General features: G+C 73.1%; 14 protein-coding genes. 5 read left to right on the forward strand and 9 right to left on the reverse strand.

Translation table 11 applies throughout. The features are described from left to right. Positions 1-129 precede the first annotated feature (129 nt). Positions 130-1,398: a glycoside hydrolase family 10-like protein gene (locus ACZ4EF_RS07320; protein ID WP_391161382.1), complete on the reverse strand. Its 1,269-nt coding sequence runs from the start codon at positions 1,396-1,398 to the stop codon at positions 130-132. 259 nt (positions 1,399-1,657) lie between these two features. On the opposite strand from ACZ4EF_RS07320, the gene ACZ4EF_RS07325 reads away from it, so the two are divergent. Together ACZ4EF_RS07325 and ACZ4EF_RS07330 are read left to right on the forward strand one after the other, a co-directional pair. Continuing rightward, on the forward strand, positions 1,658-4,396 hold the full coding sequence (locus tag ACZ4EF_RS07325) for a cellulose binding domain-containing protein (protein ID WP_467503243.1): 2,739 nt from the start codon (positions 1,658-1,660) through the stop codon (positions 4,394-4,396). 117 nt (positions 4,397-4,513) lie between these two features. Next, the gene (locus ACZ4EF_RS07330; RefSeq protein ID WP_355332800.1) at positions 4,514-5,371 is read left to right on the forward strand and encodes a 3-hydroxybutyryl-CoA dehydrogenase; all 858 of its coding nucleotides are present in this window, start codon (positions 4,514-4,516) and stop codon (positions 5,369-5,371) included. A 62-nt stretch (positions 5,372-5,433) separates the two neighbouring features. On the opposite strand, the gene ACZ4EF_RS07335 is transcribed toward ACZ4EF_RS07330, so the two are convergent. After that, a complete protein-coding gene (locus ACZ4EF_RS07335) occupies positions 5,434-6,429 on the reverse strand; it encodes a hydroxymethylglutaryl-CoA lyase (protein ID WP_467503245.1) in 996 nt (331 codons plus the stop codon). Then, positions 6,426-7,694 carry a hydroxymethylglutaryl-CoA reductase, degradative gene (locus ACZ4EF_RS07340; protein ID WP_467503247.1) on the reverse strand — a complete coding sequence of 423 codons (1,269 nt, stop codon included), beginning with the start codon at positions 7,692-7,694 and terminating at the stop codon, positions 6,426-6,428. The genes ACZ4EF_RS07335 and ACZ4EF_RS07340 overlap by 4 nt, the downstream gene beginning before the upstream one ends. Before the next feature lie 211 nt (positions 7,695-7,905). Between ACZ4EF_RS07340 and ACZ4EF_RS07345 the strand changes: the two genes are divergently transcribed. Further along, positions 7,906-9,858 (forward strand): helix-turn-helix domain-containing protein, encoded by a 1,953-nt coding sequence (locus tag ACZ4EF_RS07345; RefSeq protein WP_467503249.1) that lies wholly within the window; start codon positions 7,906-7,908, stop codon positions 9,856-9,858. Between the two features lie 173 nt (positions 9,859-10,031). Here the strand turns inward: ACZ4EF_RS07345 and ACZ4EF_RS07350 are convergent, their stop codons facing one another. From ACZ4EF_RS07350 to rocD, 3 genes are all read right to left on the reverse strand, one after another. Then, complete coding sequence (locus tag ACZ4EF_RS07350) at positions 10,032-10,856, reverse strand: HTD2 family dehydratase (protein ID WP_467503251.1); 825 nt, start codon at positions 10,854-10,856, stop codon at positions 10,032-10,034. A 2-nt stretch (positions 10,857-10,858) separates the two neighbouring features. Then, the gene (locus ACZ4EF_RS07355) at positions 10,859-12,097 is read right to left on the reverse strand and encodes a CaiB/BaiF CoA transferase family protein (protein ID WP_467503253.1); all 1,239 of its coding nucleotides are present in this window, start codon (positions 12,095-12,097) and stop codon (positions 10,859-10,861) included. Between the two features lie 188 nt (positions 12,098-12,285). After that, positions 12,286-13,494 (reverse strand): ornithine--oxo-acid transaminase, encoded by a 1,209-nt coding sequence (rocD, locus tag ACZ4EF_RS07360; protein ID WP_467503255.1) that lies wholly within the window; start codon positions 13,492-13,494, stop codon positions 12,286-12,288. Between the two features lie 10 nt (positions 13,495-13,504). Between rocD and ACZ4EF_RS07365 the strand changes: the two genes are divergently transcribed. Beyond that, a complete protein-coding gene (locus ACZ4EF_RS07365; protein ID WP_355332819.1) occupies positions 13,505-13,693 on the forward strand; it encodes an Lrp/AsnC ligand binding domain-containing protein in 189 nt (62 codons plus the stop codon). 4 nt (positions 13,694-13,697) lie between these two features. On the opposite strand, the gene ACZ4EF_RS07370 is transcribed toward ACZ4EF_RS07365, so the two are convergent. Genes ACZ4EF_RS07370 through ACZ4EF_RS07380 form a run of 3 tightly spaced genes read right to left on the reverse strand, consistent with a single transcriptional unit; the run spans position 13,698 to position 17,571 of the window. Further along, complete coding sequence (locus ACZ4EF_RS07370) at positions 13,698-14,894, reverse strand: M20 metallopeptidase family protein (protein WP_391046365.1); 1,197 nt, start codon at positions 14,892-14,894, stop codon at positions 13,698-13,700. Further along, positions 14,891-16,468, reverse strand: coding sequence for a hydantoinase/oxoprolinase N-terminal domain-containing protein (locus ACZ4EF_RS07375; protein ID WP_401721273.1), 1,578 nt, complete (start codon positions 16,466-16,468; stop codon positions 14,891-14,893). Before ACZ4EF_RS07375 ends, ACZ4EF_RS07370 begins: the two co-directional genes overlap by 4 nt. Next, positions 16,465-17,571, reverse strand: coding sequence for a DUF917 domain-containing protein (locus tag ACZ4EF_RS07380; RefSeq protein WP_391046362.1), 1,107 nt, complete (start codon positions 17,569-17,571; stop codon positions 16,465-16,467). Before ACZ4EF_RS07380 ends, ACZ4EF_RS07375 begins: the two co-directional genes overlap by 4 nt. 74 nt (positions 17,572-17,645) lie before the next feature. Between ACZ4EF_RS07380 and ACZ4EF_RS07385 the strand changes: the two genes are divergently transcribed. Then, positions 17,646-19,130 carry a PucR family transcriptional regulator gene (locus tag ACZ4EF_RS07385; RefSeq protein WP_355332829.1) on the forward strand — a complete coding sequence of 495 codons (1,485 nt, stop codon included), beginning with the start codon at positions 17,646-17,648 and terminating at the stop codon, positions 19,128-19,130. Positions 19,131-19,152: the final 22 nt, after the last annotated feature.

Raw genomic sequence — 19,152 nt, forward strand, 5'->3', positions numbered from 1 at the left:
ATCCGGCCCTGGTGAGCCGGACCGGCGCTGCGGCGCGGCCCCGCATCGCCTGAGCCTGCCTTCTGCCGTGGGGCGGCTGACACCAGGCGGCACGGACGTGGGCGGGCAGGAAGGACCGACCGCCCGCCGTCAGCGGCGTCCGCGGTGGTGGTAGCGGGCGGCGACCAGGCTCATCGCGCCCAAGGGGTCGGCGACCACCTGCGAGGCGGAGAAGTAGATGTTGCCGCGGACCTGCGGGTAGCGGGCGCAGAAGTCGAGGTGGCGGGTCAATTCGGCCGGGTCCTGCCAGGCGTCGGGCTGGCCCGCGACGCCGACCTTGTACAGGGCCTCGCCGATGTAGAGGCGCACGTTGGTGCCACGGACGACGTCGGACCACCAGGGGACGAGGGCGGCGTAGTCGGCCGCCGCGAAGCCGATGTTCCAGTAGACCTGGGGAACGATGTAGTCGATCCACTGCTCCCTGACCCACTTGCGGGTGTCCGCGTGCAGGTCGTCGTAGGTCTGGACGCCCGCGGTGGTGGCCGAGCCGAGCGGGTCGGTGGCGGCGTTGCGCCAGACGCCGAAGGGGCTGATGCCGAACTGGGTGCTCGGCCGAATCCGCTTGATCCTGGCGGCGGTCTCGCGCACCAGGCGGTCGGTGTTGTCCCGCCGCCAGGCGTCGCGGTCGGGGAATCCGGCGCCGTACCGCGCGTAGGCGGCGTCGTCGTCGAAGACCTGGCCGGCGACCGGGTACGGGTAGAAGTAGTCGTCCCAGTGGACGGCGTCGATGGGATAGCGGCGGACGGCGTCCAGCATCGCGTCCTGCACGAAACGTCGGACCTCGGGCAGTCCGGGGTTGTAGTAGAGCTTGCCGCCGAAGGGCACGATCCACTCGGGGTGGAGGCGGGCCGGGTGGGTGGGGGCGAGCTTGGTGACGTCGGTGTCCATCGAGACGCGGTACGGGTTGAACCAGGCGTGCAGTTCCAGGCCGCGGCGGTGCGCCTCGCGCACCGCGGTGCCCAGCGGGTCCCAGCCGGGGTCCTGCCCCTGAGTGCCCGTCAGGTACCGCGACCAGGGTTCGTACGCCGACGGCCAGAAGGCGTCGGCGGTCGGCCGGACCTGGAACACCACCGCGTTGAGCCCCCGTTCGACGGCGGTGTCCAACAGGTCGAGCAGTTCCTGACGTTGCTGGTCGGCGGGGAGTCCGGGGGCCGAGGGCCAGTCGGTGTTGGCGACCGAGGCGATCCACATGCCGCGCAGGTCGCGGCCGTGACCACCGGGTCCGCCGTGACCCGCGGGACCCGGTGCGCCCTGGGGGGCGCGGGAGGGTTCGGCCGCCCGCGCCGCCGAGCCGGGGATGACGGCGGCCAGCGCGCCCGCCGCCGCGACAGTGAAGGTCCTGCGGGTGAGCCGGTCCATCCGTGCCTCCTGATCATCCGTCATGATCCGCCGATGATGGGTGACTTCCGGCGCCGGGGCAACCCGCCGTTCGGTCCACTCCCTCGCGCGGCCCCCGCCGGGACGGAGCGTTGACGACCCCTTCTCGGGCGTCGGCGCGGGCGCTAACATCATGGGAGCGCTCCCATACCTCCTATGTATAGCGCCACCGTCCATCCCCCCACCACCCGCACGCGCGGGCCCGGCGCGGCCCGCGTCCGTACGGAGAGGACGCCTTTCCATGCTCCGCAGACCACTCGCCGCGCTCGTCGCGGCCCTGTCCCTGATAGGCGGCGCCTCCGCGGTCGCCGCGGTCACCGCCACGGCCACCGCGGCACCGGCCACCGCCGCACCGGCCGCCGTCGCGGACACGTACTCCTGGAAGAACGTCAGGATCGACGGCGGCGGCTTCGTGCCCGGCATCGTCTTCAACCAGTCGGAGAAGAACCTCGCCTACGCGCGGACCGACATCGGCGGCGCCTACCGCTGGAACGAGGCCACCAAGTCCTGGACGCCGCTGCTGGATTCGGTGGGCTGGACCGACTGGAACAGGAACGGCGTGGTCAGCCTCGCCACCGACGCGCTCGCGCCCGACAAGGTCTACGCGGCCGTCGGCATGTACACCAACTCCTGGGACCCCGACAACGGCGCCATCCTGCGCTCTTCCGACCGCGGCGCGACCTGGGCGGCGACCGCGCTGCCGTTCAAGCTCGGCGGCAACATGCCCGGCCGCGGCATGGGCGAGCGGCTGGCCATCGACCCCAACAAGGACAGCGTCCTGTACTTCGCCGCGCCGAGCGGCAACGGGCTGTGGCGCAGTACCGACTCCGGTGTCACCTGGGCGAAGGTCACCGCCTTCCCCAACGTCGGGAACTACGTGGCCGATCCGTCCGACAGCAGCGGCTACCAGAGCGACAACCAGGGCGATGTGTGGGTGACCTTCGACCCGCGCACCGGCACCAAGGGCTCCACCACGCAGACCGTCTACGTGGGTGTGGCCGACAAGGCCAACACCGTCTACCGCTCGACCGACGGCGGCGCCACCTGGTCCCGGCTGGCGGGCCAGCCCACCGGGTACATCGCGCACAAGGGCGTGCTGGACGCGGTGAACGGCTACCTCTACCTCGCCACCAGTGACACCGGCGGCCCGTACGACGGCGCCAAGGGCCAGGTGTGGCGGTACGCGACCGCGACCGGCGCGTGGACCAACATCAGCCCGATGTCCGACGCGGACACGTACTTCGGCTACAGCGGTATGACCGTCGACCGGCAGCACCCCGGCACGATCATGGTCACCGGCTACAGCTCGTGGTGGGCCGACACCCAGATCTTCCGCAGCACCGACAGCGGCGCGACCTGGACGCGGGCCTGGGACTTCACCAGTTACCCCAACCGCGCCGACCGCTACACCATGGACGTCTCCTCGTCGCCGTGGCTGAGCTGGGGCGCCAACCCGTCGCCGCCGGAGGAGACCCCCAAGCTCGGCTGGATGACCGAGTCGCTGGAGATCGACCCGTTCAACTCCAACCGCATGTGGTACGGCACCGGGGCCACCGTCTACGGCACCGACAACCTCACCAACTGGGACACCGGGGCGAAGTTCACCGTCAAGCCCAACGCCAAGGGCCTGGAGGAGACGTCGGTCCAGGACCTGATCAGCCCGCCGACCGGCGCGCCGCTGATCAGCGCGCTCGGTGACATCGGCGGCTTCCGGCACACCGACCTCACCGCCGTGCCCCCGATGATGTTCACCCAGCCCAACTTCACCACCACCACGAGCCTGGACTTCGCGGCCACCAACGCCAACACCATGGTCAGGGTCGGCAACGCGGACAGCGGCGCGCATGTCGCCTTCTCCACCGACAACGGCGCCAACTGGTTCGCGGGCACCGACCCGTCCGGGGTCAGCGGCGGCGGTACGGTCGCCGCGGCGGCCGACGGCAGCCGCTTCCTGTGGGCCCCGTCCGGTACCGGCGTCAAGTACTCGGCCGGCTTCGGCGGTTCCTGGTCCGACTCCACCGGCATCCCGACCGGCGCGGCCATCGGCTCCGACCGGGTCAACCCGAAGAAGTTCTACGGCGTCTACGGCGGCAAGTTCTACGTGAGCACCGACGGCGGAGCGACCTTCGCCGCGACGGCGGCCACCGGGCTGCCCGCGGAGGCGGGCAAGCTCAAGGCGCTGCCCGGCGCCGAGGGCGACGTGTGGGTGGCGGGCGGCAGCACGGGCGGCGCGTACGGCCTGTGGCACTCCACCAACTCCGGCGCGAGCTTCACCAAGCTGGCCAACGTGCAGGAGGCCGACACCATCGGCTTCGGCAAGGCCGCCCCCGGCGCGGCCTACCAGGCGCTCTACACCAGCGCGAAGATCGGCGGCGTCCGCGGCATCTTCCGCTCCACCGACGCGGGCGCGAACTGGGTGCGGATCAACGACAACGCCCACCAGTACGGCGTGACCAACACCGCGATCACCGGCGACCCCCGGGTCTACGGCCGCGTCTACATCGCGACCAACGGCCGCGGCATCATCTACGGCGACACCTCGGACGGCTCCGGCGGTACGACTCCGCCGACCACCCCGCCCACGACTCCCCCGACCACACCTCCGACGACCCCGCCCACCACGCCTCCCACCGCCCCGCCGACCACACCGCCCGGCTCCGGCGCCTGCTCGGTGGCGTACGACGTCACCAATTCCTGGCCCGGCGGCTTCCAGACGTCGGTCACGGTCAAGAACAACGGCTCGGCGGCGATCTCGAACTGGAAGCTGACCTGGTCCTTCGGCGGCGGCCAGACCATCACGTCGCTGTGGAGCGCGAACTACACGCAAAGCGGTGCGGCCGTGACGGTCACGGCGCCGAGCTACGCGGCGGTGCTGCCCGCGGGCGGCTCCGCGACCTTCGGCTTCACCGGCAGCGCGCCGGGGACGAACACCTCCCCCGCCGCCTTCTCGCTCAACGGTTCCGCCTGCTCCGTGGGCTGACCCCGGCTCCTTCGGCTACGCGCGGGACCGGCACCCGGCCGGTCCCGCGCGTACCGGACACAGGTAACGTCTGTCCGGTACACGGAAGCGGTGCACGGAAGCGGCAGGGGCTGACGAGTGAGTGACATCCAGCGCGTCGGAGTGGTCGGCGCGGGCCAGATGGGGGCGGGCATCGCGGAGGTGTGCGCGAAGGCCGGGCTCGACGTCCGGGTCGCGGAGACCACCGGTGAGGCCCTGGAGCTGGGCCGCACCCGGCTGACGAACTCGCTCGGCAAGGCCGCGGAGCGCGGCAAGATCACCGAGGCTGAGCGCGACGAGACGCTGGGCCGGCTGACCTTCACCACCGACCTGGGCGAGTTCGCCGACCGCGACCTGGTCATCGAGGCCGTGGTGGAGAACGAGCAGGTCAAGATCGACATCTTCCGGGTGCTCGACCAGGTGGTGAGCAGGCAGGACGCGATCCTGGCCTCCAACACCTCCTCGATCCCGCTGGTCAAGCTGGCCGTGGCGACCTCGCGGCCCGACCAGGTCATCGGCATCCACTTCTTCAACCCCGCCCCGGTGCAGCGCCTGGTCGAGCTGATCCCGGCGCTCACCACCGGCAGTGACACCCTCAAGCGAACCGAGGCGCTGGTCACCGACGTGCTCGGCAAGCACGCCATCCGCGCCCAGGACCGCTCCGGCTTCGTCGTCAACGCGCTCCTGGTGCCGTATCTGCTCTCCGCGATCCGGATGTTCGAGTCGGGCATCGCGACCCGCGAGGACATCGACAACGGCATGGAGCTGGGCTGCGCGCACCCGATGGGCCCGCTCAAGCTGTCGGACCTGATCGGCCTCGACACCGTCGCCGCCATCGCCGACTCGATGTACTCGGAGTACAAGGAGCCGCTGTACGCGGCGCCGCCGATCCTTCAGCGGATGGTCGACGCGGGCCGCCTCGGCCGCAAGACGGGCGCGGGTTTCTACCAGTACTGACCGCCCGGCCGTGCTGACCGTCCGCCAGCACTGACCGCCCGCCAGCCCTGACCGCCCGCGCCTCAGCCGTCCCGGTCCCCGTCCGGCCGGTCCCCGTCCGGCCAGTCGCGGTCCAGGGCCTGGACGACCCGTGACGGGGACGGCCGGCCGAGGAGCGCGGTGACGCGGAGCCCCGCGCGCATCGCCGCGTCCAGGTCGGCCCCGGTCTCGATGCCGAGACCGGTGAGCATCCAGAGCAGGTCCTCCGTCGCGAGGTTGCCGGTGGCGGAGCCCGCGTACGGGCAGCCGCCGATGCCGCCGACCGAGGCGTCGAAGGTCGTGACCCCGGCGAGCAGTCCCGCGTGCACGTTGGCCAGGGCCTGGCCGTAGGTGTCGTGGAAGTGCAGGGCGATCCGGTCGCGGGCCACACCCGCTTCGGCGACGGCTGCCAGGACCGCGCCCACATGGCCGGGTGTGCCGACGCCGATGGTGTCGCCGAGGCTCACCTCGTGGCACCCGGCGTCGGCCAAGGCCCGGGTGACCTCCGCGACCCGCTCCGGGCGGACCGGCCCCTCCCAGGGATCGCCGAAGACCATCGAGACGTACCCGCGGACCCGGACGCCCGCCGCCAGTGCCCGCTCGGTCACCTTTCCCGCGACCTCGACCGCCTCCGAGCGGCCCATCGCCAGATTGCGGCGCGCGAAGGTCTCGGTCGCGCTGACGAAGACCGCGACGGCCGACGCCCCGGCGTCCAGGGCGCGGTCAAGACCGCGGTCGTTGGGCACCAGGACGGGGTGTCTGCTCAGGTCCGCGCCCGCTTCCCGCAGCGCGGTGAGCACGTCGGCGGCGTCCGCCAACTGCGGGATCCAGCGCGGGGAGACGAAGCTGGTCGCCTCGACCACGGGCAGCCCGGCGGCGGTCAGGTCGCGGATCAGCCGGACCTTGGCCGCGGTGGGCACCCGCGCCTGCTCGGCCTGGAGCCCGTCGCGGGCCCCGACCTCGTAGACCGTCACCCGGTCCGGCAGTCCTGGCGACCGGTGGGCGACGGGCAGTCCGAGCGCGGCCGGTGACCGGGTCACGGCCGGTCCCGCAGTTCGGCCAGGATTCGCTCGGCGGCGTCCGCGCGTACGGACCTGTCCGCGACCATCCGCGCGACGACCGAGTCGATCTCGGCGGCGGTGGCCCCCGCGGTCACGGCCACATTGCGCGCGTGCAGCGACATGTGGCCGCGCTGGATGCCCTCGGTGGCCAGCGCCCGCACCGCCGCGGCGTTCTGGGCCAGGCCGACGGCCACGATGATCTCGGCCAGCTCGCTCGCCGTCTCCACCCCGAGCAGAGTGACGTTGGCCCGCGCCACGGGGTGCACCTTGGTGGCACCGCCGACCAGTCCGACCGGCATGGGCAGCTCCAGCGTGCCGACCAGGTCGCCGTCGGCGTTCTTCTCGAAGCGCGACATCGCGGTGTAGCGGCCGTCAGGACCGACAGCGTGGGAGTGCGCGCCCGCCTCGACCGCGCGGGTGTCGTTGCCGGTCGCCAGGACGACGGCGGTGACGCCGTTCATGATGCCCTTGTTGTGGGTGGCGGCGCGGTAGGGGTCGGCGACGGCGAATTCGGCCGCGTCCAGCATGTTCTCCACGACGGCGGGGCCGCCGAGCAGGTCCGCGTCGAAGGTCGCCGAGACGCGGGTGAGGCGCAGGTCGGCCTTGTTGGTGAGGATGCGCAGGAGGGTCCGCCCGCGGGCGATCTCGGCCGCGCGGGGGGCGATGGCCTCGGCCATGGTGTTGACCGCGTTCGCGCCCATGGCGTCGCGCACGTCGACCACGAGGTGCAGCACGACGTAGGTCTGCCGCCTGCTGGGCACCAGCCGCACGGAGATCTCGCGCGCCCCGCCGCCGAACCGGACCAGCGCGGGGTCCTGTTCGTTGGCGAGCGCGATCAGTTCCCCGGCCGCGGACAGCAGCCGCACCCGCGCGCCCGCCGGGTCGGCGACGTCGAGGATCTGCACCTGCGCCTGCATGAGCGGGACGCTGGACGAGGTTCGGAAACCGCCGTGGTCGCGGGTCATCCGGGCGAGGTTCGAGGCCGCCGCGACGACCGAGGGCTCCTCGGTCGCCATGGGGACGAGGATGTCGCGGCCGTTCACCACGAAGTTGGTCGCGATGCCGACCGGGAGGCCGAGGACGCCGACGACGTTCTCGACCATGTGGTCGGCCTGGTCGAGCGAGAGGCCCCGGTCCGGCGAGAGCGCGTCGAACAGGGCGGGGGGCACCTCCATGGCCTCGGCGGCGCGGGCACGGCGCTGGTCGACGGAGAGGTTCCTGAAACCCGACAGACGGCTGGTCACGATGCCATGGCCTTCCTCCGGAAGCGGTCACGGGCGGGAGCGGTGGTGCCGAGGGACGCGCGGGGGCGCGTCCCTCGGGTGCTGGTCACGCTAATGACGGCGCGGAACCCCCCGCTATGGACCATCAGCACGCCGTACGGCACGCTGAGTGTGCGCAGCGCACAGCGGCCGACGGCAGAGGCCGGCGCGGCGCGCGGAGGGAGCGGTCGCGGTGGAGAGCGGAGCCGAGCGGGCGGACCGGAGTACGGCGGACGGCGGTACGGCGGAAGGCCGCGCGCGGGCGCTGGCGGTCGTCCTGGACGCGGCCGTCGGCGAACAGGCGGTGGACCCCTACCGGCTGGACGGCGCGCTCGCGGACCTCGGCGTGACCGGCGGTGCCGCGGCGGGCGCCGCGGAGCGGCTGTACCGGCTGCGGCGCGACCAACTGCGGCTGCGCCGCCGTGAGCACGAGCTGACCGCCCTGTTCTCCAGCGCCCGGGAGCTGGCCGAGGAGCGGGACGCCGACGCGCTGCTGGCCCGGCTGGTGGAGCGCGCGCACGACATGATGGACTCCGACGTCACGTATCTGTCGGAGTTCGACGCCGCCAGCCTGACGCTGCGGGTCCGCAAGACGGCGGGCTCGGTCAGCCCGCGCTTCCAGCGCCTGGTGGTGCCGCCCGGCCGCGGACTGGCCAGCCTCGTGGTCGAGACCCGCGCCGCGCAGTGGGTGACGCGCTACGAGGACGACTCCGCCGGGTGGCACGAGGACTCGCTGTCCGAGGCGGTCGCCGCCGAGGGCCTGGTCTCGCTCCTCGGCGTGCCGCTGCTCTCCGACGAGGACGTCCTGGGGGTGCTGTTCGTCGGGACCCGCGACGAGCACGCCTTCACCCCCGAGCAGGTCGCGCTGCTCTCGGCGCTCGCCAACCACGCCTCGGTGGTGCTCCAGACCGCGCAGCGGCTCCAGCGCCTCCAGCGCTCGCAGGAGGAGGCGCGCGACGCCCTGGAGCGGTTGAGGGAGCACCTGGTCGAGCGGGACCGCGCCAACGCGGTGCATCAGCAGCTCATCCGGTCCGTGCTGGAGGACAGCGACTTCTCGCCGATCGCGGAGAAGCTCGCCGAGGCCCTGGACCGCGCGGTGGCCGTCGTGGACGAGTACGGCGAGGTGATCGTGACGGCCGGGCGCGCCCTGTCCGCCGACGAACTGCGCCGCGCACCCGTCGCCGAGGCCGTCCGGGCCAGCCATGACTCGGGCCGCTGCGTCCTGGTCGAGGACGGCGGGGACATCGGGGCGGTCGCCGCCCTGACGACCGGCTCGTACTACTTCGGCGCCGTGCTGCTCGGTACGGGCGGTTTCCCGCTCAGCTCCGTCGACCTGCGGACCATCGAGCGGGGGGCGCAGGTCGGCACGCTCCTGGCCATGCAGCGGCAGGCCGTGTCCGACGCGGAGCACCGCAGGCAGGGCGAGTTGCTGGCCGATCTGCTGGACGGCTCGCCCGACCGCCGTCGCGACGCGGTGCGCCGGGCCAAGCGGTTGCGCGTCCCCGTCCAGGACCTCGACACCCTCGTGCTCTTCGCCGTGCCGGGCGAGCACCGGCCGCAGGCGACCCGTACGCTGCTCGGTCCGCTGCACAGCCGGGCGCTGGTGGGCGAGTACGGCGGCCATGTCGCCGTCGCCCTGTCGTCCCGGCAGCCCGGCGTCACGGTCCAGCGGCTCCACGACCAGCTGCGCGCGGCGCTGTCGGTCCCGGTCCTGTCGGTGAGCGCCGCCGCGTCCGGCGACCTGCCCGCGGCGGTGGTGACAGCGCAGCGCACCGTCCGGCTGCTCCAGGCGCTGGGGGCGGGCGACCTCGCGGCGCGGGCCGAGGACTACCACCCCTACGCGGCCGTCTTCGAGCCCGACCCCGCCGCCCTGACCGCGTATCTCGACACGATGGTGGGGCCGGTACGGCGCTACGACGCCGAGCACGGTACGGATCTGCTCGCCACCCTGCGCGCCTTCGTGCGCAACCAGTCGAGCCCGACCAGGACCGGCCGGGAGCTGGGTTTCCACACCAACACGATCCTCCAGCGGATCGAACGGCTGACCCGGCTCCTGGGCGAGGGCTGGCGCGACGACGAGCTGTTCTTCCGGCTGTCGCTCGCCGTCCGCCTGGACGAGATCGCCGAGCGGCTGCGCCGCCTCTAGAGCGTGTCCGTGAAGTCTCGTCTGGCTGGCGGCGCCTGGCACGCACGCTCGCTGCGTTGTCGGGCTCATCCGAATAGGCCCACTATGAGGACGACCCTCCGCCTTGCGATCGCACGCACCAGCCACCGCCAGCCCCGCCCTCCGGGCGGACGACGCGACTTCGCGGACACGCCCTAGCCCGTGTCCGTACGCACCCGGCCCCGGGCGAGTTCGCGATGGTCGGCGTCCAGGGCGCGGACCCGTACGCCGTCGGCGTCCTCGCGGCCGACCAGGGTCACCGGCCGGTCGACGAACGCGGGCGAGACCGAGCGCATCGAGAACTCGCGGACCGTGCGGCCGGGCAGTGAGCGCGTCGCGAAGTCGAGCAGGAGCATGCGCATCAGGGGGCCGTGCACCAGCAGGTCGGGCAGGCCCTCTACGTCCTGCGCCCAGGCCCGGTCGTAGTGCACCCGGTGGGTGTTGAAGGTCAGCGCCGAGTACCGGAAGAGCTGCCGGCTGTCCAGGGTCGCCCGCCGCGACCAGTCCCACGGCTCGGCCTCGCCCGCCGGTACGTCGGCGGGCGCGGCGGCGGGGTCGCTCGCGGGCAGGAACACGTCGTGCCAGGTGCTCGTGACCGCGACGACGCCGTCCACCAGGTAGCTCCGCTCGATGTCGGCGAAGACCAGCTCCCCCGCCCGGCCGCGCTTGCGGGTCACGGCGCCGAGCGTGGTGCGCTGCTCGACCGTGTCGCCGTAGCGCAGGGGCCGCAGGAAGCGGGTGTCCTCACCGGCGTACATGCGCCGGGGCAGGCCGGGGTCGGGCACCGTGCCGTCGCCGCCGGGCGAGCCGTCGGGGCGCAGGTCGGCGAAGGCCGCGTCGAAGGGGAAGTAGATCCCCTCCCAGCCCGGGGGCAGCGGCTCGCCGGGGACCGGCTCAGGGGCGCAGGGCGCGAAGGTGGAGCGATACGCGGCGGCGGGCCCGGTCAGCAACGGCTCGCGGCGGACGGCCTCCTGACCCATCGTCAGATCACCTTCGCCGCGCGCAGCTCTTCGATCCGCGCCCGGTCGTAGCCCGCGAAGCGGCGCAGCACCTCATCGGTGTGCTCCCCCACCTTGTTGGCCGGTCGCCCCGGCACGGCGGGGGTGGCGCTGAGCTTGATGGGCGAGCCGAACATCCGCAGCGCGCCCAGCGGGCCGTAGTCGGCCTCGACGATCATGTCCCGCTCGGCGGTGCCCGGGTCCTCGACGACCTCCCCGATGTCGCGGACGGCCGTCAGCGGGATGACATCGCCCGCGAGGTCTTCGAGTTCCTGCCGGGTCCGCCCGGCGAACCAGCCGGTGACCAGCGGCTTCACCCGGCGGTCGTACGTCTCCTTGTCGAAGCGTTTGCGCATCGTGTCGATCTCGGGGTCCGTGGCCGCCTCCGGTGCGCCGAACAGCGCGCAACTGGCCGCCCAGAGCCTGTCGGTGTAGCCGCCGAAGAACACCTGCCCGTCGGCGCACGGGAACAGCTCGTACGGCCTGACCCAGGCGTGCTCGTTCCCGGCCGGTGCCGCGACCTTCCGGTCGACGGTGTAGTCGACGACGGCCGTCTCGGTCATGGCGACGACGCTGTCGACCTGGGCGACGTCGACCAGTTGGCCGACGCCGGTGCTCTCCGCGTGCCGCAGGGCGGCCAGGGTGCCGATGACGGCGAACATCGTGGCCGACAGGTCCCCGATGGTGACGCCCACCCGCACCGGCGGGGTGTCGGGGTAGCCGTTCATCGACCACAGGCCGCCCGCGGCCTGCGCGGTGCTGTCGAAGGCCGGACGGCGGCGACGGCTGCCCGTCTGGCCGTAGCCGGAGATGGCCGTGTACACCAGCCGGGGGTTGATCCCGGCCAGCACCTCGTAGCCCAGGCCGAGCTTGTCCATGGTGCCGGGCCGGAAGTTCTCGACGAGGACGTCGGCGTGGGCGACCAGGTCCTTGAGGGCCTGCTTGCCTTCGTCACGGGCCAGGTCGAGGCAGACACCGAGCTTGCCGCGGTTGTACTGGCCGTAGTACCCGCTGAACTCCTCGTCGCCCGAGCGCAGGTACGGCGGGAAGCCGCGCGAGACATCGGGATTCGCGGGGTTCTCGACCTTGATGACGGTCGCGCCGAGGTCGGCCAGCGTCTGCGCGGCGTACGGTCCCGCCAGGACGTGGGACAGGTCGACGACGACCACTCCGGTCAGTGCGGCCCTGCCGTCGGCGCCGGTCTCCGGCTGGTCCCTGTGCATCGAGCACCCCTGCCTCTTCGTTCTCGTCGGCTCCGCCGCGTGGACACGGCCCGCGTGCCGTATGTCTGTTTCCGCCTCTGCGCCGCACGATAGCCGTGGCGCCGACCGGCGGCGATGGGCCCACCGTCCATCACCACCGCCGGATCCTGGGCCCTCGTCACTGCCGTCCCGTGGACGGCGGAACCCGCTTACGCCAGCGCCCGCAGGACGTCGGCGAGCTGGGCGACGCCCCAGGACAGCTCGCTCGGCTCGATCACCAGGGGAGGCGAGAGCCGCACGGTGGAGCCGTGGGTGTCCTTCGCGAGGACGCCGCGCCGGGCCAGTTCCTCGCAGACGGTACGGCCGGTGGCGAGCGCGGGGTCGACGTCGATCCCCGCCCACAGCCCGATGGTCCGGACCGAGACCAGCCCCTGGCCGACCAACGGCGTCAGCTCGTCCCGCAGTCGCGCCCCCAGGCTCCGGGCGCGCTCCTGGTACTCCCCGGTCTTCAGCAGGCCGACGACGGCGGTCCCGATCCGGCAGGCCAGCGGGTTGCCGCCGAAGGTCGAGCCGTGCTGCCCCGGGCGCAGGACACCGAGGATGTCGCTGTCGGCGACCACCGCGGACGCGGGGACGATGCCGCCGCCGAGCGCCTTGCCCAGGATGTAGACGTCGGGCGTCACTCCGACGTGGTCGCAGGCGAAGGTCTCCCCCGTGCGCCCCAGGCCCGACTGGATCTCGTCGGCGAGGAACAGGACGCCCCGCTCGTCACAGATCCGGCGCACCGCGGGCAGATAGCCCGCGTCGGGGATGATCACACCGGCCTCGCCCTGCACCGGCTCCAGCAGCACGGCGGCGGTGTCGGGGGTGATCGCCGCCTCCAGGGCCGCGGCGTCGTTGTAGGGCACCGTCACGAAGCCCGGGGTGAACGGTCCGAATCCGTTCCTGGCGTCGGGGTCGTCGGAGAAGCCGACGACGGTGGTCGTCCGGCCGTGGAAGTTGCCGGAGGCCACGATGATCTCGGCCCGGTTCTCGCGGACGCCCTTGACCTCGTAGGCCCACTTCCTGGCGACCTTGATGGCGGTCTCGACGGCCTCCCCGCCGGTGTTCATCGGCACCATCATGTCCTTGCCGGCCAGGTCGCAGAGGGCCGCGGCGTACCGCTCCATCTCGGTGTGGTCGTAGGCGCGGCTGATCAGGGTCATGGCCGCGAGCTGGTCGTGGGCCGCCGCGAGCAGGGTGGGGTTGCCGTGGCCGAAGTTCATCGCGGAGTAGGCGCTGAGCATGTCGAGGAAGCGGCTGCCCGAGGCGTCCGTGACCCAGACGCCCCGTGCGGACTCGGCCCGCACCGGAAGGGGCGCGTAGTTGTTGGCGAGACGGCTCACCCGGCGCTGCGGAACGGTGGTTTCTGCGTGCACAATGTCCTCCTTGAACGTTTGTTTCGAACGTGTCGGGGTGTGGAACGTGTCGGGGGACGCGGACGCCCTGGTCCGTGTCCTGGCGGGCTCCATCGCGGAGTCGGAGGACACCATCGAGCAGATCCGCCGCACCGACCGGCTCTACCGGACCCGGAGCGCGATCGTCCTCTCGCGCCTGTTCGAGCGCGCGCTCGGCTGAGCGGTCACCGCGGGCGCGGCGCCCCTCGGCCCGCGAGGCGGCGCCATGCCAGTTCCGCCAGGAGCGCCGCGTGTTCGTCGAGGCGGGAGTCGTCGAAGACCGCCCGATCGGAGTGCATCGGACCGCTCGTACCGTCCTCGGGCCGTACGCCGAGGAAGACCAGCGTGCCGGGCACCTTTTCGAGCACGTAGGCGAAGTCCTCCGAGGCCATGCCGGGGAACGGCAGGCGCACCACCCGGTCGCCGTAGCGCTCGTCGAGCACCGCGAGCACCCGCTCGGTCTCTGCCGGGTCGTTGACCGTCACCGGGTACGACTCGACGTACTCGGTGTCGACCGCGCAGCCGTGCGCCTCGCCGAGCGCGACGGCCAGCGCCGGGAGTTCGTCACGTACCAGCGCGAGCGTCGCGGGTGACAGGGCGCGGATGTTCGCCTCCAGGCTGACGGAGGCGGCGAGGACGTTGCCCGCGGCGGAGTCGGAGGAGACACGGGTCACCGAGACCACGGCCGGGTCGGCGACCGGTATCCGGCGCGCCACGAAGGACTGCGTCGCGAGGATGATCTCGGCCGCCACCGGGACCGGGTCGAACCCGTGGTGGGGGTAGGCGGCGTGGCCCCCGGTCCCGGTCACCCGGATGTGCAGCGCGCTGACGCTCGACATCATCGGACCCGGCCGGGTGACCGCCCGGCCCTTCGGCGTCACGCAGTCGACATGGACGGCGTACGCGGCGACCGGGCGCTCGCCCGCCGCGTCCAGGACGCCTTCCTCGATCATCAGCCGACCGCCCGCGTATCCCTCCTCGCCGGGCTGGAACATGAACACGACGGTGCCGGGCAGCTGCGCGCGGCGGGCCGCGAGGAGCCGGGCCGCGCCGACCAGGCCCGCCATGTGCAGGTCGTGGCCGCAGGCGTGCATGGCGCCGTTGGCCGCCGCGAACGGCAGGCCGGTGGCCTCCAGGACCGGCAGGGCGTCCATGTCGGAGCGCAGCAGGACGACGGGGCCCGGCCGGCCGCCGCGCAGCACGGCCGTCACCGACGTCAGACCGTGCCCGGTGGTGATCTCCAGGCCGAGGCCGTCCAGCGCGGTGAGGACCGCCGCCTGCGTCCGGGGCAGGTCGAGGCCGACCTCGGGGTGGGCGTGCAGTGCGCGGCGCAGCGCCACAAGGTCGGCGAGCGCCGCGTCACCCGCGGTGAACCCCGTCACCGCGCCGCGGCCCGTTCGCCGAGCCGCGCCAGCGGTCCCGCGGCCTTGACCGACACTTCCACGGTCGGCCGGTCGCTGTAGGGGACGGGGGTCTCCAGCACGTCGACGACCGCTACTTCCAGCGGGTCGGCGCCCGCCTGGATCGCCTTGGCGATCGCGGCCTCCGACGCCTGGGCGATGGCCGCCTCCCGGTCCTCCAGCGGGCTGATCTGGTCGGCGCGGCCTCCGGCGAGCGAGATCGCGGCGCCCACCGCGTTCGCCACGTCGCCGTGGTCGGGCCGCACGATGGGACCGGCGCCCGGCAGGTCGTCGGGTACGAGGAAGCCGCCGCCGCCGACCACCACGAGCGGCAGGTCGGCGCGGCCGAGGGAGAGCCGTTCCACGGCTTCCTCGATCAGCACGTGCGCGCGCTCCAGGGCGGCGCGCAGCGCCTGCTCGTTGGCGGCCGTCTGGGCGGGGAGGGTCCGTCCGGCGATCGAGGCGCCCGCGAGGGCCGCAGCGTCGGTCAGGGTCGGCGTCCGGCCGCCGAAGAGCAGGCCCTCCGTCGCGATCCGGTAGCCCACCGAGCCCGGTCCGACGGCGCCGGTCACCGGGTCGATGGTCGTACCGCCGCCCACGCCGAGGCTGAGGATGTCGGGCATCCGGAAGTTGGTCCGTACGCCGCCGATCTCGCGGGGCAGCGTGGACTCGCGGGGGAATCCGTTCACCACGACGCCCAGGTCCGAGGTGGTGCCGCCGACGTCGATGACGATCGCGTTGGTGGCGCCGGAGAGGTAGGCCGCGCCGCGGATGGAGTTCGCGGGGCCGGAGCCGATGGTGAGCACCGGGTACTGGGCCGCGTAGTCCAGCGACATCAGCGTGCCGTCGTTCTGCGCGAAGAAGGTGACGGCGTCGAGCCCTTCCTCGTCGACGACCGTCACCAGGGCCTCGGTGACCGAGCGGGCCACGCTGTGCAGCGCCGCGTTGAGGACGGTGGCGTTCTCCCGCTCCAGCAGACCGGTGGGACCGATGTCGTGACTGAGGAAGACGCGCGCGTCGGGGCCGAGGTGGGCGCGGAGCAGTTCGGCGACCTCGAGTTCCTGGTCCGGCATCGAGGGGCTGAAGATGCCGGTCACGGCGACGGCGTCGAAGTGGTCGAGGCCGTCGAGGAAGCGCAGGATGGCGTCCCGGTCCAGCGGCGCGATCGGTGTGCCGTCGACCATGTGGCCGCCGCCGACCATCGCGGACCCGGCCAGGATGAGCCCGGCGAGATCGCCCGGCCAGCCGAGCAGCGGCGGGTACTCGGTCGCCGCCGGGGCGCCGAGCCGGATGGTCGCCACCCGGTCGAGCTGCCGCCGGGCGACGATCGCGTTGGTGGCGTGCGTGGTGCCGAGCATGACCCGTGAGACCCGTGACCGGTCCTCGCCGAGCGCTGTGAGCACATGGGCGATTCCGGCCCTGATGCCGCCGGTGACGTCGTCGGTCGTCGCCTGCTTGGTGTGGGCGAGCACGGTGCCGGTGCTGTCGATGGCGACGGCGTCGGTGTTGGTGCCGCCGACGTCGACGCCGATGGAGAGATCGCGCGTGGCCGTCATCGGGTGCTTCCTTCGAAGGGGGTGTAGGTCAGCTCGTATCCGAACGCCCGCGGTCCGGCCAGCTCCAGGCCGCGCGGGGTCCGCCAGATCGGGTCGCAGGCCCAGGCGAGTACGGAGACGCGCTGGCCGTACCGCAGCATCTCGGTGGTGATCGCGTGGCCGGTCTCGGCGTCGATGATGGTGACGTTGTCGGGGACGCTCACGAGCACTTCGCCGTCCTCCAGGACGACCAGGTTCTCGTTCTGGATCTCCAGGCGCTGGAGCCTGCCGCGGTCGGTGCCCGTACCGGCGATCGTCACGGAGCCGCGGGAGAAACCGCCGACGGTGCGGCGGTCGAGGTCGGTGATCTTGCCGGTGAGCAGGATCGAGCCGCCGAGCTCCGCGGCCACGGCGGCGACCGGCTCGGGTGAGGAGAGCAGGGCGTGGCCGACGCGGATGGCGGCGCTGACCGTGCCCTCGACGACGGCGCCCTTGGCCGTCTCGGCCGTGAGGGGGTAGTGCACGCCGAGGCAGATGGAGCCGCTGGCGACGGTGAGGGCGCGCGCGTGCCGCTCCAGCCAGTGCAGGTCGACGGTCTTGAGCACCGAGACGTTGCCGACCACGTCGCTCAGGACGGAGAAGTCGCACGGGACTCCGGCGACGTTCATGGCGACCATCGCCGCGTCGGGGAAGGCCCGGCCCATGCCGTCGGCGTCGAGCAGCTTCAGCCCGAGGCGGGAGGCCCAGCCCACCGGCCCGACGCCGTTGCTGCCGCCGATCTCCGCGGCCATGAGGGCGGTGATGGGGCGGCCGGCGACGGCCTCTGCCTCGCGGACGAGGAGGTCGACCTGGCGGTTGGAGGAGAGCATCTCGATGCCCACGGTGGGGGCGCCGATGCCCGACATGAGGATCACCAGGTCGTCGGGGCCGAGATCGTCGACGGTGACCAGGGGCACCGGGCCGTTCGCGCGGAGCGCTTCCTCGGCGACGATCTGCGAGGTGTAGACCGCCCCGCCGCCCCCGGTGCCGAAGATCGCTGTGCCCGCGGCCAGCGCCGCGACGTCTGAGGCCGCGACGGCGGAGGCCCTGTGAGGGGCGGGCGCGTCGAGGGGTGTGTGAACCATGGGCCTCACGATATGGCGACGCCCTGACCGCACCTATGGCCCGAGAGTCCAGAGAATCGCGTCATACTGTGCTGATGGCACAACTGACCGTCTCCGACCTCGCCGCCCAGGGCGACCGCCTCGGCATCCGGCACCGCGCCGGGCCCGCGGACGGGCGCGCCGTCGTACGGGTGGACGTCTCGCCGCTCGACCTGCTGGGCACCGTGCCCGCCGGAACCCTCGTCATCGTGCCCGGCACCGAGCACCCGCCGCCGTACCGGCTGGACGTGGCGCTGCGTCAGGCGAGCGCGCGCGAGGTCGCGGGGCTCGTGTTCACGACCGAGCTGACCCTGCCCGACACCGCCAGGGTGCTCGCCGACCGCGGCGGTGTGCCGGTCTTCGCCGCTCCCGGCGCGCGGTCGGCCGATCTGGCCCTCGTGGTCGACCGGCTGCTGTCGGGCGGCGCGTCCGAGGCGATCATGCGGGCGACGCACGCCATCGAGAAGGCCACCGAGGCCGCGGCGGGACCGGACGGGACGCCCGAGCACATCCTCGCCGAGGCCAACCGCATGCTCGGCTCGGAGCTCGCCGTGGTGGAGGACGCCACCGTGACCTGGTCGGCGGCCGACGCGGTCTGCGTCGGCGAGGTGCCGATCGGGCGGCTCGTCGGGAACCGGTCGGACCCGGCGATGGCCATCGCCCTGCCCGTCGTCGCCTCGCTGCTGTCGCGGGCCGCCCAGCGCCAGATCAGCGACCGTTTCGCGCCCACCCAGTCGCGGTCGGACCTCATCGTCGAGCTGGTGCTCGCCGAGTCCCACCGGGTCGAGGGCTTCGTCGGCCAGGCCGCGATGCTCGGGCTCCCCCTCCAGCTCTCGCACGTCGCGGCCTGGCTGATCCCGACCGGCCTCGACAACCCCGAGGCGCGGGCTCCGCGCAGCGTGCAGCCCGCGCTTGAGCTGTTCGCGCTCCAACTGGTCGACGGCCGGGACGAGATGTGGCACGTCGCGTTCGTCCAGGACGACCTGCTCCTGGTCAGCACCGAGGAGCACGGCGCGGGCGACCACCAGCGGCGGCTGCGGGAGGTGGCCGTCCGGCTCCAGGAGTACGCGCGCGGCCTGACCGGGCACGGGTGGGAGTACACGCTCGGCCTCGGCACCCCGCAGACGGGGGCGGCGGGGCTGCGTTCGTCCGCCGCGGAGGCGCGGATCGCCGCCGGTTCCGCGATCGCGGCCGGGCGCCTCGGCAGCGTCGAACTGACGGACGTGACGGGCCTGCGCCGGGTGCTGCTCGACGTGTACGCCTCCCCGACCAGCCGCAGCCTGCTGGCGGACATCCTGCTGCCGCTGGACGCGCTCGGACCCGAGCGGGCGCACATCTCGGTGCAGACGCTGCTCGCCTACCTGTCGCACCGCAACTCCCTGGCCCACGCGGGCCGCGAGCTGAATCTGCACCCCAACGCCGTCGGCTACCGGCTCAAGCGGGTCCGCGACACGCTCCAGCTCGACCTCGACGACCCGGACACGCGCTTCGCGGTCGAACTCGCCTGCCGGGTGCGGCTGCTCGGCGCCAGCCGCCGCTGAGCGACGGCGCCGGGCACGGCGC

It is taken from the genome of Streptomyces sp. NPDC025721 (assembly GCF_055558595.1).

What these genes read in the sequence shown, in the direction of transcription:
- ACZ4EF_RS07350 (WP_467503251.1), bottom strand. Translation starts at nt 10,856, where the DNA reads ATGGGTCAGGAGGCCGTCCGCCGCGAGCCGTTGCTGACCGGGCCCGCC.
- ACZ4EF_RS07380 (WP_391046362.1), bottom strand. Translation starts at nt 17,571, where the DNA reads ATGGTTCACACACCCCTCGACGCGCCCGCCCCTCACAGGGCCTCCGCC.
- ACZ4EF_RS07375 (WP_401721273.1), bottom strand. Translation starts at nt 16,468, where the DNA reads ATGACGGCCACGCGCGATCTCTCCATCGGCGTCGACGTCGGCGGCACC.
- ACZ4EF_RS07325 (WP_467503243.1), top strand. Translation starts at nt 1,658, where the DNA reads ATGCTCCGCAGACCACTCGCCGCGCTCGTCGCGGCCCTGTCCCTGATA.
- ACZ4EF_RS07320 (WP_391161382.1), bottom strand. Translation starts at nt 1,398, where the DNA reads ATGGACCGGCTCACCCGCAGGACCTTCACTGTCGCGGCGGCGGGCGCG.
- ACZ4EF_RS07385 (WP_355332829.1), top strand. Translation starts at nt 17,646, where the DNA reads ATGGCACAACTGACCGTCTCCGACCTCGCCGCCCAGGGCGACCGCCTC.
- ACZ4EF_RS07355 (WP_467503253.1), bottom strand. Translation starts at nt 12,097, where the DNA reads ATGCACAGGGACCAGCCGGAGACCGGCGCCGACGGCAGGGCCGCACTG.